Below are 15,398 nucleotides of genomic sequence, written 5' to 3'. Positions count from 1 at the left end.
CTCTCAGAAGGCGATGCAGAACAGCATCCGGATGCCGGCGGGCAGGTTGCGGGCCGAGCCGGTGCTACCCACGGTGATGGCGTGTGAGTGATCGCCAACGCCTGCAACGTTGATGGTGTGGCTGTGGCTACCGGCACCATTCATGCCGATGTTGTGGGCGTGCGTGCCGTTGCCATCGGTTGAATAGGCATGAGAGTGGCCGCCGGCAGGGCTGGTGTTCGGCCAAGGGTTGTCGTAGTCGACATTGCCGCGTGAACCAGCATGGTTGTTGTAGTCGCCGCCCCACGGATAGGCGATGCCGGCGTCTGCGAACGGGACCAGATGCTGATGGTCACCGACCCAGTTGGTGCCGCCCGTATGGCCGTGGTGGCCCTGACCATCCGTCCAGGCGCCGTGAGCGTGATCGCCCACCGCATCGGCACCGGCAGAGTGAGCATGAGCGCCGGCTGCGCTCGCGCTCGCGCTGTGTGTGTGCGCAATCACTGAGCCGGCGCTGCTCTGGCCGACCTTGGCAGGATCGCCGGTATGGATGACGCCGCTGTCCTCATCGACCTTGGGCAGCTTGAACGTGGTTCCCTCGGCATTGCTGCCGTAGGTGGTGCCGATGGCCGCGAAGACGGTACGCGCGCCGCCGCGCGTGGGAATGTACGGCGTTGGGCCGCTGGTGGGTTCCAGTTGCGGCTGGGATATGCGCAACGTCACGTCAACGCTGCTATCCGGGTCGACTGCCATTCCGATGTAGCACTTGATGCCGGCCACGTCCTCGTGGCTCAGCTTTCGGGTGACGGAAAGGCGCTGCAGCGTGGCCGGATTGGGCTTGGTGCTGGTGCTGCTGACCAGGTACTGACCGTTCCGATCGCACTCAGCCAATACCAGTTGGCGCAGCGGCTCACGGAAGCCTGCCTCCGGGTCACCGGCGACGATCTGCAGACCAACGCTTACCGTCCAGATGCTGCCCCGTGCAGCCGCAATTGGTGTGGTCTGGAAGATCACATCAAAGAATCGAACGTGATGCGACGCTCTTGCCTGCCAGGCGCAGATCGAAGTAGGGGGTGCCGTCCTCCAGCGTTCCGACAGCAACAATTTCGCGGGTCCAGCCGCCGAACGGGCCGGGTGGGAAGGACCAGCCAGGTGGGAAGACGCCGGTGGTGCCAATTCTGCCGACCTTGGCCGCCAGAACGTCGGAGTCGGCCAGCAGGTTGTGGCGGGGCTCGCGCGACAGCCGCTGCCGGCCACGCCAGTCGCGGCGATAGATCGACGTTACCTCTGTGGCAAGGCGTGTGGGTTTGCCCAGGAACGTCGGTGCGAACACAGTGCGCGCGCCATCGCCGATCCCGACTGGCTCATCGGTCAGCCGCTTGGTGATGCGCTTATTCATGGTTGCCCACGTGCACGATGTCGAAGGCGGTGCAGTGCGCGGCTTGGTGATTGGCGATGAACAGGTCATCCACCGGTTCGATCAGGTTCACCCGCTGAACGCCCTCAACATGCAGCGAGGCATAGAGGCCCGAGCGCGGTACGTCACGGCCCAGCCGGTGCGACTCATCCACGTAGGCGCGCAGCCGGCGGTTCGCCTCTTCCAGCACAACGGCGGCATCCGGGCCGGCGTAGGTGACGATCTCCGCCTTCACGGTGTAGCGCATGATCTCGGCGGCCCGGACAGTGACGAGGTCAGTCAGCGGGCGCACGTTGCCATCCATCAGAGCAGCGGCTACGCGCTCGACCAGGCCGGACGAGGGAACGCCATCACCACTGCGCGAGAGCAGCGTCACCAGCACCTCGCCGGGGGTGGGACTCATTGCGCTCACATCAAGCACGTCTGGATCTGCCGACAACGCATGGAAGAGGTAGGCGCCCTCCGGGCCAGCGACGCTGTAGCCCTCCGGGGCGAGCTGGATGCGGCGCCGCAGTTCGACGTCGCTCTCCATCACAGCCGGGGTATTGGTCTTGGGCTCGGCAGGCGTGATCTGTTGGCGCACCACGCCGAAGAAGGCGCCGAGGTTGTCCAGATCAGCGCCGCCGGCATAGGCCAACATGTTGCCTTTGCCGCGCACGTTGAACGATTCCCGCAGGTGGACTTCGCGGTACGCGCAGACCTGCAGCAGCACGCTCATCGGGTCCGATTCCAGCAGCGCGGCGTACTCAGGCGCCAGCAGGTACAGGGTGGCTTTCAGATCGGCGTAGGACTGCTCAAAGCTGACCTGTTCGGTCAGGTCCGGGACGGGCAGCTTGGACAATTCGACAGCGGTAAAGGTGGACATGGCGACACCAGGCGCAGGGGCGTATCAAGGGTGTCATCGCCCCATGCCCGTAACCATTCCCGGCGTGTGTAGCCGCTACGCCTACGCCATTCCGGCGGTGAGGTGGTCCATGATCGCGTCGCGTACCAGGGCGAGGCTGCTGTCGGAGAAGCCCAGCAGGCGGCGCTGCTCGTAGCGCACGCGCGGGCCGCCGCGGATGACGCTATCTGTTCGGCCTTCCTGATGAACGGTTGCGATGCGGGAGACGCGGCCGACGAAGCCCACCGATACCTGCTGCGCATCAGCGCGCACGCGCAGATGCTTGGCCTGGCGCAGCTTGGCGAACATGGCCGCGCGTTTGACGCGACCCGCCTTCTGCCGGGCCGGAGAGGGCTTGCGACGGGGTGCGTAGGCACTGCCGTCAGGATTGCGCTGTGCAGCGATACGGCGCTGCTCGGCGCGTCGCAGCTGCGTACCTACGCGGCGGGCAAGGCGGACGCGCTCAGCGGGCTGCAGGCGCGCCAGCAGGGGTTCTACCCACTGCTCCAAGGCGCGCAGATCCTCAGACAAGGGGAATGCCAGGCAGGCAGGCGACCAGCGCGCCCTCAGCGTCGACCACCTGGCCGCCGGCCAGCGACGCGGCGTGATAGTCCTCGGTGGCGGGTTCGCCCACGTGGGTGAGCAGGAACGAACCATCGGGCTGCGGCGTCACCACAACGCGCTCGGTCAGCGGCAGCTTGAGCGCGACGTCGACCAGGTTGTCGGCGAGTACGTCGACATCGAAACCTATATCGTCGCGCCGGGCCGGATTGGCGAGCAGTTCCGGCTGGTGCCGGGTTAGCCACTGCAGCACCGGCAGCATCAGCGAATCGGGGCTGCCGGCGTAGTCGGTGAGGATCAGGGCCAGCGTGTATTGGTACTGGAACGACAGGCCGGGCTGGTAGCTGCTTTGCAGCTTTCCATCCTCCACGAACACCAGCAGACGCTCGGCGCTTTCCTGCAGACCGGGGACGGCCGCCAGCAGGTGCGTGCGCAGCGAGTCCGGCTTAATCACGGCCGGACGCCTGCCGCTGGCGCACCGCGTCCTGGAGGCCGATCAACTGCTCGCGGATGGCGTGGCAGGTGGTGTAGTTGTCGGTGACGGTGCTGGCGACGGTAGAGAGCGCAGTGCCGGCGGCGGGCGCATCAGGATCTCCGGCAGGTCCGGCCAGGGGGCGGTTTTCGGCGGCTGCGTCGTGCACGCGGACAAAGCCAGCAGGCACAAGGCAAGCGCGATCAGCTTCGGGCGTGACATAGACGGGAACCTCTTTGACGATGGTGGCGCCGGCTTCGCGTACGTACTGCACGCGGTCGACGTAGCGCGTGACGACTTTGGCGTCGCCGTTGAGCGCATCGCGCTCCTGTTTGGCCGCATCACGCTCGGCCTCGGCGTTGTCGCGTTGACGGCCAATGCCATCAATGCGTCGCTGCTGCGCCAGCGCGACCGCAACGCCCAGCAGCAGCACGATCACCAGCAACGCGGCCAGGATCGCCGCCAGGCGTCGGGAGATCACGCAGCCCCCAGGACTTGCAAGGCGCGATTGGTGCGGCTGATCCGGTCGGCCATGCCTTCGGGCGTGGCCTTGGACGTGACCGAGCCGAGGTTGACGCGGCGGCTGACCGCCAGCACGTCGCCGCCATCGGCGATAGTGTTCAGGCCGGCGTCCTTCCAGTACGCGGCAGCGGCTGCGGCGCCCACTTCCACATCCAGCAGCAGCTGCGGCTGCTGTTCCAGCGGCTGGCCGATCAGCTGGCCGATGTGCCGGTAGTTGCCGCGTCCGGTGATCTGCACGGGGCAGCGGCCACGATAGAGGTAGCCATCGCCGCTGGCCTCGTTGCCGTTGCCGTTGCGGCCGGCATACACGCGGTTGCCAAGCTTCTCCGGCTGGTGGACGAATGCGTCGAGCTCGGTGGCGGCGATGCGCTTGCCGAATACTTCCGGCAGGCGCTTGCGGCTGTAGCTGAGGTTCTCTTCGACCCGCGACAGGCTCAGGCTTTCGTGGCCGATCTGCGCGAGGAAGTACGCGGCACGGCGCTTGGTGGTGATGCTGAAACGCACCATGGCCGCGTTCAGCGCGGGCGCCCAACGCTGCGCACGCGGCAGCGGGCATTGCATGATCTGACTCAGTTGCTCGGCGGTGACCACTACTCGACCCTCAGAATGCGCGCCACGTTGCCTCGGGCGCGGTAGGTCACCAACAGTAGGACAAGCAACAGGCCCAGCTGCCATACGCTGACGTGTGCGGCTGCGCCAAACAATGCAACGTTGATGGCAAGGCCGCCGGTACAGGCGATCAGCAGCCACGCACAGCACGACACCCCAATGCGGTGCCGGGCATCAGGCCCAGGCCGGTAGGTAATCAGCAGCACGCAGATGGCGAGACTGCTGACCAGGGTGGCGACGACAAGCAGGTTATGCACTGGGTGGCCCTCCGCGCCGGATACGGGACAGGTCGAAGGTTCGGCCGCGCTCAATCAGGCCGAGCGTGACGGTGATGCCGCAGGCTGCGGCGGCGAAGGCGGCCATGCCGGTGGACTGCAGCGGCACCCAGCGCAGTACCTCGCCGGCGCCGTAGTATCCGGCGATCACGCTGACGATCAGGTACACAAGGCGCTTCCAGATGGGCAGATCCTTGGCCGAGACGACGAACAACGTGCCCCCGGCAAAGGCGCCAATCAGGGCATCGCCGTCGATGCCGGGCACCAGAGAGGCCAGGCCGAGGCCGGTGGCGACCATTACGGTGCCGGTGAGGGAGGTTGGTTCGGTCATTTCAGTCCCAGAGCTGGATCAGCGGTCGCTCGGTGGCGATCAAATGGGATGGGGGGAGGGCAGGCAGTGTTACCGGCGTCCCCATCGGAAGGATTGGCCCGTGCAAGGACAGGCCGGGATTCAGCGCGAACACCTGTTCGGTCATGCCCGCCGTGGCGCCCAGGTGACGCCAGCACAGCTGGTCGATGGTGTCGCCTTGCTGGGCGTGAACGCGCATCAGATCAACTCGACTGTGACGCGCCGGGTACCCAGCAGGTCGCTGATCGCGTTGCGCAGGTCGCGGCGGATCTCATCGATCGTGGGCGCCAGATCGTCTGCACGCTGGTTGCCTTGGCCCGTAGCGTCATAGGAGCGGTAGCGTTCGTGCAGTTCCACTGCCGTGGCGCAGTACACGGCGCGCAGATACAGCTGGACCAGGCGCGATGTGCCGTCGACCTCCTGTGCCGGCACATCGCCCAGGGTGGCGTAACCGGCGGCCACCTTGGCCGCCTGCCACTGTTCCAGTTCCCGCGTGACGGACATAACCGCCATGACCACCGTGGCCCGCATACGCGGCGCAGCGACATCGCCTGCGACGCGCACCGACTCTCGCAGCACGCCGACGTCGATCTCCGGCCAGAACGGCCCGGCAGTGACAGGCTGCTGTTTGGCGACAGGTGACGTGTTGGCGGTGAAGCTGCTCATGGTTGCCTCGATAGGTCGCCGGTGGTCGGGGCGTCACACCAGGGAGAGATTCTGGTGATCGGCCCCGAGCCGGCGGGGTCGCGGGGTACGCTCGGTATGAGGGTCAGTCGTTGGACTGAACGCCCTCGATCTTCTTCAACAAGCGTTCGGCGCGCTTGAGGTCTTCCTTGCCGCCGCAGCTGTCGTGCAGCTGGATGGCGGTGCGCAGGTCTTCGATGGCCTTGGCCACCGCCTCGGCGTCCAACGGAGTGGCCTCGGGATCGGTGGGCAGCAGGCTGCGAGCGCGGGCCAGCAGCAGCCTGGCGCGGACCTGATCGGGCATGTCGTGGCCGTTGGTCACTTCCACGGCCCGGTTCAGCACGCCGAAGTCGAACGCCGCGCCCGTCTTCAACGCGTTGAGCGCGGCGATGCCGATTTCCTCAGCTACGACGCAGCCGGCGGTGCGCTCGAATCGGTCGGGCATCGTCAGGCCGTGTGCCAGCACGTAGGCGGCGATGTTCAGCGCCGCGTCGTACAGGCCCGCGTCGATGTTCCACAGCATCAGCGTGGACACCACATCATCCTGACCACCAGCATCGGCAGCGAGTACGCCCTCGATGTAGGCGTTGTAGGTCGGCAGCAGCAGGGCCTTGAGCTGCCCCTTTGCCTGGCTCGACTGGATCTGTTTCAGTCGAGCGCGGTCCGTGGCCAGCTGCAGCAAGGTCTGCTGATAGATCGGCGTGCCCTCCATCAGGTTGCCGCCCGCTGCGCGCTTGGCCGCCTCCTCGGCTTCAACGCGCTGCAGGTGCCGCTTCGCGGGACTGTCGGCCATGGCCTCAGTCCTCGACCTTGATGTTCTCGACTACGGCGCCACGGCCGTAGTCCTCGACCACGTAGCAGTCATTGGACGACTCAAAGTTCGCCACGCGGTTCTTTTCCGGCTCTTCCTTGATGTAGCGGCGGCGGCCGTCGATCTGCCAGTAGAGGGACAGGTTGTCCAGCGAGGTGACCATGAGCGCATCGGCCGGCATGAAGGGAACCACGACCGGCTGCAGACCGCCGATGCGCTTGGTGCCCAGCACGAGATCCGCGGCCAGCTGCTCGGTGGGCTTGTTGTCCTGATTGATGATCGGGAAGTACTTGTCGTGGACCAGGTTGCGGCCCAGCACAACAACCAGCGCCGGGTCCTGCTGATGCCACGGGTCGATCAGGTTGGACACCACGTCCATGACCAGGGCGTCGAGATTGGCGTAGTCACGCGCGGCTTGATCGCCGCCGCCGATCACGACCTCGCCGCCAGCCTTGCCCTTGCTCAGCACGCGCTTGGGGGCATGCTCGCGGAACTTCTGCAGCCAGCCCTTGTTGACGTCCTGCAACAGCGGGTTGGTGGCGCGGCTGGTGGTAGCGGCAGCGCTGGTACCGTTGAATCCGACCATGATGCGGTCCAGTGCCTGGCGCTGGATGATCGCGTCGCGCAGCAGGGTCTGGAAGTTCTTCTGACGCGCCCACGCGTCGAGACGCGCGTACGGGATGGCGGTGTCGTAGTTGGTCTGCACGCACTCGTAGCCGGTCTTGTCGAGCGCGGTCACGTCCGCTGGCTCGCGCTTGCCGTCGCCGCTGGTATCGGTGCGGCCGGCAATGGTACCGCTCACGCCTACGCCGATCTTCTCGCCCTTGAGGTCGATAACGCCGGGCATGTTGATGGCGGACAGGAACGCGCTGCTCTCCTGAATCCGCTGCTCCATGGTCTGCTGCACGGTCGGGTCGACGGAGAACGCCAGCGACGAGTTCTCGATGCGGTTGAGTTCCGCCACGCGGCGGGTGAACTGGTTGAACTGTGTGCGGGTTTCGGTACGCATAGCGTTGCTCCGTGAGTAGGGGGCGGTGGGGATCAGCAGTCGGTGGCGTCGCCGACGTTGCCGCCGCTGCCGGAAATCGGCGGGCGCTGGTTGAACGTCTGCGGGGTGTCATCGAGCGTCTTGCGGACGCTGGCTACCTGCGCGGTGAGGTTCTGGACCTTGGTGGCCAGGCTGCGGTTCTCCTCGGCCAACTGCTCGATTCGATCTTCCTGCGCGTTGAAGGTCGCCAGCAGCTGTTCGGCAAACTTGTTTGCGTCAGGTGCAGCGTCCTCCTTCGGTTCCGGCGTCGGCTTGGGCAGCAGCCCAAGGCCCGAGAGCAGGATGGCCATCTTGCTCGGGCGCGCCGCCGGCTGCTCGACTTCATCGAACGCGATTTCCGTTTCTTCCAGCGCCGTGAAAAGGTTATCGGGTGCCTGCTTGCGAGAGGCGAGCGGATTCTTGTCCGGGTTCTGAGCGGCGAATGCCAGCATTTCCGTGCCCAGGCTAGCCGGGGTATCGGTCACAGCCAGTCCCTGCAGGTAAGCCTTCCCGGTGTCGGCGAACTTCGGCGCAATCTCGATGCTGGTGTAGAGCTTCTGCTTGTCGTTGTTGACCATGGCCACCAGGGCGTCGGTCGGCTCGATCTGAGCGAACAGGGCCAGCTTCTTTACGCCGCCCACTTCGACCTCTTCGGCCTTCACTGCCAGCACGTCACCGAATGCCTTGAACGGGCCATCGGGCATCAGGCTGCGCAGGTGCTCCACCCAGATGCGGGCGCCGTACAGCTGCGGATCGTAGGACGCGGCCATATCGGTGATGTGCTGACGCTCGATCACACGGCCGTCGGTGGTTGCGCCCTCGACGGCGACGCGGAAGAACTTGGAACGCAGCTTCTTTTTGTCGGTCTTGCCGGCCATTTCGCCCTCTACTGGTGTCAGTGCGCATCGGTTCTCGATGCGATGACCCATGGTCGAATGAGGGCGAGGCTGCATCAACGCACAGAGCGTGTACGCCGCTGTTCTACTAGGGTTTTCCGTGTCGCGCGCGCGTGCAGCCGGGCAACCTGTTCACGTGACCAGCGTAGCCGAAAAACTCCACGTCGATCCACGACGCCAAGCCAAGTTCCTGTACTGGATGGGGTGGCGCGTGTGCGATATCGCCAGCCTGATCGGCGAGAAAGAAAAGACGATCCACAGCTGGAAGGCGCGAGACGAATGGGACCGCGCCGATGCCGTGGAGCGCATTGGTGGCGCGCTGGAAGCGCGTTTGGCCATCCTGATCCACAAGGAAGGGAAGACCGGCGGCGACTTCAAAGAGATCGACCTGCTGCACCGACAGCTTGAGCGGCAGGCTCGCATCCAGCGATACCAGGGCGGCGGCAACGAAGCCGATTTGAATCCTGCGGTGGCCAACCGCAACGCCGCGCCGAAGAAGAAGGCACGTAAGAACGAGTTCAGCGATGAAGAGATCGAACGCCTGCAGTCGGCGTTCGTGGACGGCTGTTTCGACTACCAGCGAGATTGGTATAGGGCTGGCAACGAACGCACGCGGGTGATCCTGAAGTCCCGCCAGATCGGCGCCACCTACTACTTTGCGCGCGAGGCGCTGATCGATGCGCTGACCACCGGCCGCAATCAGATTTTCCTCAGTGCCTCAAAGAGCCAGGCCCATATCTTCTTGGGCTACATGCGCGGCTTTGTGCGTGAGGTGCTGGATCGCGATCTGACCGGCGATCCGATCACGCTGGCCAATGGTGCCGAGCTGTACTTCCTCGGGACGAACGCCCGCACCGCGCAGGGCTACCACGGCAATTTCTACTTCGACGAGTTCTTCTGGACCCACGGCTTTAACCAGCTGAACAAGGTCGCCAGCGGCATGGCGATGCACAAGAAGTGGCGCAAGACCTACTTCAGCACGCCATCGACCATGGCACACGAAGCCTTCGATTTCTGGACCGGCGACCGCTTCAACAAGGGGCGCCCGGTGTCCCAGCAGATCCAGATGGATGTGAGCCACGCGCGGCTGATAGGCGGGCGCCAGTGTGAGGACGCCATGTGGCGCCAGATCGTGACCGTTCTGGATGCGGCAGGCCGAGGCTGCGACCTGTTTGATATCGAGGAACTGCGCCGCGACTACAGCGCCGAGGAATTCGCCAATCTGCTGATGTGCGAATTCGTGGACGACAGCGCCAGCATCTTCCCACTAGCCATGCTGCAGCCGTGCCAGGTCGATAGTTGGGTGGAGTGGGCCGACGACTTCAAGCCGCTGGCCATTCGCCCCTACGGCGACCGCGCGGTGTGGATCGGGTATGACCCGGCCGAGACAGGAGACAGTGCGGGCATCGTCATTGTGGCGCCGCCGCAGGTGCCCGGCGGCAGGTTCCGCGTGCTGGAACGCCATCAGTTCAAGGGCATGGACTTTGCGGCGCAGGCTGCTTTCATCCAGCAGGTTACCAAACGGTACTGGGTGACCTATATCGGCATCGACGCAACCGGCATGGGCACCGGTGTGGCGCAGTTGGTGCGCCAGTTCTTCCCAGGCGTGACGATCTTCAACTACTCGCCCGAGGTGAAGACCCGTCTGGTGTTGAAGGCGTTCGATGTCATCAAGAATGAGCGTCTGGAGTACGACGCGGGCTGGACCGACCTCACACAGTCGCTGTTGGCGATCCAAAAGACCATTACCCCGAGCGGGCGCCAGGTCACCTACACCGCTGGGCGCTCGCGCACCACAGGCCACGCCGATCTGGCGTGGGCACTCATGCACGCACTGCAGAACGAGCCGCTTGAAGGCGGCGCCGCTGCGCGCGGCTCCATGGAGATTTTCTGATGACTGACTCTGACCAGGGCGCTACCGCGATCACGCCTGCCGGCGTCGAGGCGTTCACTTTCGGCGACCCCACGCCGGTGCTGGACTCGCGCGGCATCCTCGACTATCTCGAATGCTGGCGCAACGGACGCTACTTCGAGCCGCCGGTTGATCTGCATGGGTTGTCCCGCACCACTCGGGCCAATCCCTATCTGCACAGCGGGCTCACGTTCAAGCGGAACATGCTGGTAAGCACATTCCGCCCGCACAAGCTGCTCAGCCGCGAAGCGTTCGCACAGCTGGCGTTGGACTACATCACCTTCGGCATGGCATACGTTGAGCGCCGCCGTGCTGTGTCAGGCGTCAATCACTCCCTGGCGGTGCCGCTGGCCAAGTACATGCGCCGAGGCGTGGAGCCCGGCGAGTTCTTCCAGATCCGCGCCGGTCAGATCGAACATGAGTTTGCTCGCGGCGATGTGTTCCAGCTGCGCGAGGCTGATGTTGACCAGGAGATTTACGGGCTACCGGAATGGATGCCGGCGGTTCAGTCGGCGCTTCTGAACGAATCGGCGACGCTGTTCCGCCGGAAGTACTACAACAACGGCTCGCACGCCGGTTTCATCCTTTACCTGACCGACTCGCTGGCCGAGAAGGACGATGTGGACGGTATCCGAAACGCGTTGCGCGAATCCCGTGGGCCGGGCAATTTCCGCAACCTGTTCCTGCATTCGCCGGGCGGAAGCAAGGACGGGTTGAAGCTGATCCCCGTGAGCGAGGTAGCGGCGAAGGATGAGTTCACTGGCATCAAGAGCGTGACCCGCGACGACATGCTGGCCTCACTTCGTACGCCGCCGCAGCTGCTGGGCATCGTGCCGCAGAACAGCGGCGGGTTTGGTTCCATCCGCGAGGCGGCGACTGTTTGGACCGCGATGGAACTGTCACCACTACAGACGCGGCTGGCTGCGCTCAACGAGTGGCTGGGCGATGAGGTTATCCGCTTCAATCCCTTCGAACTGGCGCCCGCCGCATGACGATGACGCGACTGAACCTGCGTTGCGGCGCGTGCGCGCGCCTGCTGGCTAAGGCCATGGGCGAGCACGATCTGCAGATCAAATGCCCCCGCTGCGGGGAGATGAATCACCTGAAGGCCCTGAGCCTCTCCATGGATCGCCGCGAGCGACACCACGAAGAAGGCTCTACCCATGAAGAACGAACTGATCCACGGCGATGCGCTGACCGTCCTGCCGACCCTGCCGGCGGCGAGCTTCGACGCCCTCATCACTGATCCGCCGTATGCCAGCGGCGGCCTACATGCCTCTGCCCGTCAGCGCAGCCCCAACGAGAAGTACATGCAGAGTGGTGGTCAGCAGTTGCACGCTGACTTCCCCAGCGACGAACGCGACCAGCGCTCGCACCTGGCATGGATGCAGCTGTGGCTGGCGCAGTGCAATCGCGTCTTGCGGGATGGCGCACCGGTGCTGCTATTCACCGATTGGCGGCAGCTACCGCTGACCACCGACGCTCTGCAGTGCGCCGGCTTCACCTGGCGCGGTGTTGCGGTGTGGGATAAGACGGGCGGCGTGCGGCCGCAACGCGGCCGATTCTCCAACCAGGCGGAGTACGTCGTGTGGGGTAGCAAGGGCGGGATGCCGCTGGGCCGGGCGGCGCCAACGCTGCCGGGTGTCTTCCGCGAGGCAGTGCGCAAGTCGGACAAGCACCACATGACCGGCAAACCGACCGACCTTATGCGTCAGCTGGTGCGGATCTGCGAGGAGGGCGGGCGCATCCTCGACCCTTTCGCCGGCTCGGGCACGACGCTGGTGGCCGCGGATCTTGAGGGCTACAACTGGACCGGCATCGAGATGACCGGGCATTGCTTTGACGTGGCGCGGTCCCGACTACCGAATCCCTAACCTGCTACGCAGTGCAATTGTGGAAAGCCGCCTACGGGCGGCTTTTCTGTTTAAGCAGGAGTCTCGGCTCGCTGTAGAGGGCGGCTGTCCACCAACTCCTGGTACAGCCTGTGCATCGTATCGATGTGCTGCTCAAAGTGACCCGGCGGGAACCACGCGATTTCGCCGATGGATTCGGCCGAACGCACCATTGCGTGTTGAGCGGCTTGCAGGATCAGGAACGCTATCCCGTCGTCCAGCGGGGCGCGAAATATCATTCCTGGCGTGTCCCGCTGGTGACGCAGCGACAGAGCGGTGAGGTCATTGTGGACGAAGCTGCACAGCATCGAGTAGAGGCCGATGAACTCGGGCAGCCCGGTGGCAGTGAATTTCTCCACCTCATAGAGCTTGTCCTTCTTGAACTCTTCATGCAGCGGGCTGTAACGCGCGAGGCACTCGACCAGATTGGCTCCGATCATCTTGCGGTTCGCAGCGGTGAGCTGGTGGGATTCAAGCATCCGCTCGTAGAACCGCTTTGCGCCGTTGGCCTCTTCATATTGCATGCGCCGTACGTGGTTATCTCTCAGCCCAAGCATGAACAGGTCGGCGGTGGCCTCGATCATCGCGCGGACATGCACAGCCCCGTGGGTCAGGAGATTGGCCCGCGCCAGGCAGACCGTGGCGTCGAACTGCTCCGCGATTGTGAGGAACAGCGCGCATTGAGGCCGACCCGGTGGATCGAGCGGTGGCCGCATCTCGGCTATCAAGGCTGTGACTGCATCTACCTGACGGACTGAGAGGGCGAGGGCGTGCTGCGCAAGGCTCATGCGGTTGTCCATCTGGGCCGGAGGCGAAGTGTTGCACGAAATGCATACGGTATCCGCCGATCACGTACGGACGGCGGCGACTACCCCTTGGCGCGCGCACTCGTCTCCCCGCCACGCCTGCGCACTTCATGGGGTGCTTTTTCTGCATGCCCTGCACAACCGGCCAAGCCCCGCCCGCTATGGCTGCACGGGGCGTTTATAGCCTTCGGTCGGCCCTGCGGAACCCTGCGCGGAACGGCCCTTTGTAGGCGCTCCCAGGGCGCCTGACGGCGTGGCTCAACGTCTGGCCGTTTCTCGATGTGCCCATCGGAACCGGGTAATCGGGTAACCCAAGCGGCGGCGAACGCCGATGGCCCTACTGCCGCAAGGCTTTTCGGGGTTACCTCAGGGGGTAATTCTGGGTAATTTCTAAAGCCAGGAAAGGTTATGTGATTGATTTGAAAGGACTATTTTGGGCCCGTTGGTTACCCTCTCGAAAGGTAACGTGGTTACTCAAAGGTTACCCTATTATTACCTTATGAAAAGTATTCTATCTATCTGAAATATAAGGAATTTGCGAGCAGTTCCCGAGGGTGGTTACCTGAATTACCCTTTTGCCGTGGGCACATCGAAAATTGCCTTATAAAGGGGGGGAGGGTCTACCCACACCCCCATGCTGCCGCTCTGCCGCCGCTTGTGCCCGGCGCATGCCGCCCCGGCGTCAGGCGACCTGCAGCAGCAGCTGCTGGGTGTTGTTGCGAGGGGTGTTCACTGCCCTGCTGACGCGATAGGCCTCCATTGCCGGCGTCTCGCTGGCTAGCAGCATCGCCATGGCATCGTCCGCGCTGGCGGCCATCCACTCATCGATCTGGCCGGCCTGCAACCAGACGGGCATGCGGTCGTGGATGTCTGCCGACACGCCGCTGCTGTCGCCGGTGATGATGGTGAAGGTGCCCAGGTTCCCCTCGGGCAGCAGGGGGCTGGCGTCCTCCCACAGGCCGGCGGCCAGCAGCGTCCCGGTTGCGTGGATGAACCACGGGTCTTTCTTGCCGTCCTCGGGGCTCACTGACCACTCGTAGTAGCCGGCCATGGGGATCACGCATCGGCGCTTCTTGAACGCCGACCGGAAGGCTGGCTTGGTGGCCACCGTCTCGATCCGGGCATTGATGGTCGAGCCCTGCAGGCCCTTGGCCTTCGCCCAGAACGGCAGCAGACCCCAGGCCAGCCGGGTGACCTGCCGACCTTCGCCACGGTCCAGGATGATCGAGGCGCGCTGCGTCGGCGCCAGGTTGTAGCTGGGCTGGATCTCAGCCAGGCCGGGGGCAAGGTCAGCCAGGCCGGGCTGGCCAAAGTCGACAACGGGGAGCTGGACGAATCGGCCACACATGGCCGAAGCGTAGTCCGCCCGGCCGTGCCCGGCGTGTGATCCCGAACGGTTCAGCCGGTGAACGATCCCTTGTCGCAGCCTTTGCGACCGCCGGCCGTATTCTTCCGGCCATGCAGTCCTCCCATGGCTTCCGCACCGCCCTGATCCCCTCTGGCTGGGTCCAGACGGACGAGCGGTGGGCGCTTTGGTACAACGGCCGGGAGACGGCCAGCGTTACCCCTGACGGTCGCCCCGGAGTGCGCCTGTGGATGGAAGGCCGGAAGATGTGGCACGTGAAGGAAGTACGCGCGGCCAACGTCCGGCAGGCGAAGCGCTACGCCGAGCGCTGGTGCGCCGCCAGGCTCTACCCCGACCTGCCTCTGTGTGAGGCCGTTGCCCGTCTGACCGACAGCACCCCGATCCAGCCGCCGCCACCGATGCCTGGGCTGCCGCCGACCCGCGAGCAGCAGCAACAGGCCCGCCGCTTGGCCGAGGCGGGGACGAGGGAGCTGGAGCGAGTTAAGGCAGCGCTTGATCCAATCCGTCCGCCGGCGGCGACGAAGCCAAGGGCGAGGGACCCGCAAAAGGCGCGAGTGACCGCAGCGCTGCGGGATCTACGGCGCGGGGTCTGATGCACCCTAGCCAGCGTGTAGACCAGGATTGAGGCGCGATCCGACGCTCGATGACCGGAAAAATGCCTCACGCTCACTATGCATGGCAGGCGTTTCACGACGCGGCGCCGGAAAAATTGAAGGCGCCATATCGTTGATTTCAAAGCGTAAACGTGATGCCTTTTAATCTTTTGGTCGAAGGTTCGAATCCTTCACGGCCCACCATTGCAGTGATGATCAAGGCGCCCATGGGGCGCCTTTTTTATTGCCCCTCGAAAGCACGTCTGCAATGCGCGGAAGTGCCGCAGCAACGACACGGTGCTGCAGGTGCCATAGGCTCCCGGGTACCTACCCGCTGGCAGCGT

Annotated in this window: 21 protein-coding genes; 5 read left to right on the top strand and 16 right to left on the bottom strand. The window is 64.6% G+C overall.

Translation table 11 applies throughout. The annotated features are described in order from the left end of the window. Positions 1-3 precede the first annotated feature (3 nt). From DFO63_RS07065 to DFO63_RS07000, 14 genes are all read right to left on the bottom strand, one after another. Positions 4-993: a hypothetical protein gene (locus DFO63_RS07065; protein ID WP_119006670.1), complete on the bottom strand. Its 990-nt coding sequence runs from the start codon at positions 991-993 to the stop codon at positions 4-6. A gap of 1 nt (position 994) precedes the next feature. Further along, positions 995-1,378, bottom strand: a complete 384-nt coding sequence (locus tag DFO63_RS07060; protein ID WP_119006669.1) for a hypothetical protein — start codon at positions 1,376-1,378, stop codon at positions 995-997. Beyond that, positions 1,371-2,261, bottom strand: a complete 891-nt coding sequence (locus tag DFO63_RS07055) for a baseplate J/gp47 family protein (protein WP_119006668.1) — start codon at positions 2,259-2,261, stop codon at positions 1,371-1,373. Before DFO63_RS07055 ends, DFO63_RS07060 begins: the two co-directional genes overlap by 8 nt. Before the next feature lie 81 nt (positions 2,262-2,342). Next, positions 2,343-2,810 (bottom strand): phage virion morphogenesis protein, encoded by a 468-nt coding sequence (locus tag DFO63_RS07050; protein WP_119006667.1) that lies wholly within the window; start codon positions 2,808-2,810, stop codon positions 2,343-2,345. Next, the gene (locus tag DFO63_RS07045) at positions 2,803-3,294 is read right to left on the bottom strand and encodes a phage tail protein (protein WP_119006666.1); all 492 of its coding nucleotides are present in this window, start codon (positions 3,292-3,294) and stop codon (positions 2,803-2,805) included. The genes DFO63_RS07050 and DFO63_RS07045 overlap by 8 nt, the downstream gene beginning before the upstream one ends. Then, the gene (locus tag DFO63_RS07040) at positions 3,287-3,769 is read right to left on the bottom strand and encodes a hypothetical protein (RefSeq protein ID WP_119006997.1); all 483 of its coding nucleotides are present in this window, start codon (positions 3,767-3,769) and stop codon (positions 3,287-3,289) included. The genes DFO63_RS07045 and DFO63_RS07040 overlap by 8 nt, the downstream gene beginning before the upstream one ends. 20 nt (positions 3,770-3,789) lie before the next feature. Continuing rightward, a complete protein-coding gene (locus DFO63_RS07035; protein ID WP_182474393.1) occupies positions 3,790-4,425 on the bottom strand; it encodes a glycoside hydrolase family 19 protein in 636 nt (211 codons plus the stop codon). After that, the gene (locus tag DFO63_RS07030; protein ID WP_032975099.1) at positions 4,425-4,700 is read right to left on the bottom strand and encodes a phage holin family protein; all 276 of its coding nucleotides are present in this window, start codon (positions 4,698-4,700) and stop codon (positions 4,425-4,427) included. Before DFO63_RS07030 ends, DFO63_RS07035 begins: the two co-directional genes overlap by 1 nt. After that, a complete protein-coding gene (locus tag DFO63_RS07025) occupies positions 4,693-5,049 on the bottom strand; it encodes a putative holin (RefSeq protein ID WP_032975098.1) in 357 nt (118 codons plus the stop codon). Before DFO63_RS07025 ends, DFO63_RS07030 begins: the two co-directional genes overlap by 8 nt. Before the next feature lies 1 nt (position 5,050). Continuing rightward, positions 5,051-5,266 (bottom strand): tail protein X, encoded by a 216-nt coding sequence (locus DFO63_RS07020; RefSeq protein ID WP_032975097.1) that lies wholly within the window; start codon positions 5,264-5,266, stop codon positions 5,051-5,053. Continuing rightward, positions 5,266-5,733, bottom strand: a complete 468-nt coding sequence (locus tag DFO63_RS07015; RefSeq protein ID WP_119006664.1) for a head completion/stabilization protein — start codon at positions 5,731-5,733, stop codon at positions 5,266-5,268. Before DFO63_RS07015 ends, DFO63_RS07020 begins: the two co-directional genes overlap by 1 nt. A 103-nt stretch (positions 5,734-5,836) precedes the next feature. Continuing rightward, positions 5,837-6,544, bottom strand: a complete 708-nt coding sequence (gene gpM, locus DFO63_RS07010; protein WP_119006663.1) for a phage terminase small subunit — start codon at positions 6,542-6,544, stop codon at positions 5,837-5,839. Positions 6,545-6,548: 4 nt separating this feature from the next. After that, a complete protein-coding gene (locus DFO63_RS07005) occupies positions 6,549-7,571 on the bottom strand; it encodes a phage major capsid protein, P2 family (RefSeq protein ID WP_119006662.1) in 1,023 nt (340 codons plus the stop codon). Positions 7,572-7,603: 32 nt separating this feature from the next. Then, positions 7,604-8,467, bottom strand: a complete 864-nt coding sequence (locus tag DFO63_RS07000) for a GPO family capsid scaffolding protein (RefSeq protein ID WP_119006661.1) — start codon at positions 8,465-8,467, stop codon at positions 7,604-7,606. Positions 8,468-8,621: 154 nt separating this feature from the next. Between DFO63_RS07000 and DFO63_RS06995 the strand changes: the two genes are divergently transcribed. The 4 genes from DFO63_RS06995 to DFO63_RS06980 are packed head-to-tail and all read left to right on the top strand — an operon-like array spanning position 8,622 to position 12,271. After that, the gene (locus tag DFO63_RS06995) at positions 8,622-10,379 is read left to right on the top strand and encodes a terminase ATPase subunit family protein (protein ID WP_182474392.1); all 1,758 of its coding nucleotides are present in this window, start codon (positions 8,622-8,624) and stop codon (positions 10,377-10,379) included. After that, a complete protein-coding gene (locus DFO63_RS06990) occupies positions 10,379-11,389 on the top strand; it encodes a phage portal protein (protein ID WP_119006659.1) in 1,011 nt (336 codons plus the stop codon). Before DFO63_RS06995 ends, DFO63_RS06990 begins: the two co-directional genes overlap by 1 nt. Continuing rightward, positions 11,386-11,643, top strand: a complete 258-nt coding sequence (locus DFO63_RS06985; protein WP_310648411.1) for a Com family DNA-binding transcriptional regulator — start codon at positions 11,386-11,388, stop codon at positions 11,641-11,643. The genes DFO63_RS06990 and DFO63_RS06985 overlap by 4 nt, the downstream gene beginning before the upstream one ends. Continuing rightward, positions 11,561-12,271 carry a site-specific DNA-methyltransferase gene (locus tag DFO63_RS06980; protein WP_119006658.1) on the top strand — a complete coding sequence of 237 codons (711 nt, stop codon included), beginning with the start codon at positions 11,561-11,563 and terminating at the stop codon, positions 12,269-12,271. Before DFO63_RS06985 ends, DFO63_RS06980 begins: the two co-directional genes overlap by 83 nt. A gap of 50 nt (positions 12,272-12,321) precedes the next feature. Here the strand turns inward: DFO63_RS06980 and DFO63_RS06975 are convergent, their stop codons facing one another. Continuing rightward, a complete protein-coding gene (locus DFO63_RS06975) occupies positions 12,322-13,077 on the bottom strand; it encodes a DUF5677 domain-containing protein (protein ID WP_119006657.1) in 756 nt (251 codons plus the stop codon). Positions 13,078-13,777: 700 nt separating this feature from the next. After that, a complete protein-coding gene (locus DFO63_RS06970; protein ID WP_119006656.1) occupies positions 13,778-14,443 on the bottom strand; it encodes an SOS response-associated peptidase in 666 nt (221 codons plus the stop codon). Between the two features lie 110 nt (positions 14,444-14,553). Between DFO63_RS06970 and DFO63_RS22315 the strand changes: the two genes are divergently transcribed. Beyond that, positions 14,554-15,054, top strand: coding sequence for a hypothetical protein (locus tag DFO63_RS22315; protein WP_119006655.1), 501 nt, complete (start codon positions 14,554-14,556; stop codon positions 15,052-15,054). Positions 15,055-15,398 lie beyond the last annotated feature (344 nt).

The sequence above is a fragment of the Stenotrophomonas sp. AG209 genome, assembly GCF_003550055.1.
Taxonomy (GTDB): Bacteria; Pseudomonadota; Gammaproteobacteria; order Xanthomonadales; family Xanthomonadaceae; genus Stenotrophomonas.
This window is presented reverse-complemented; position numbering and strand designations above follow the sequence as displayed.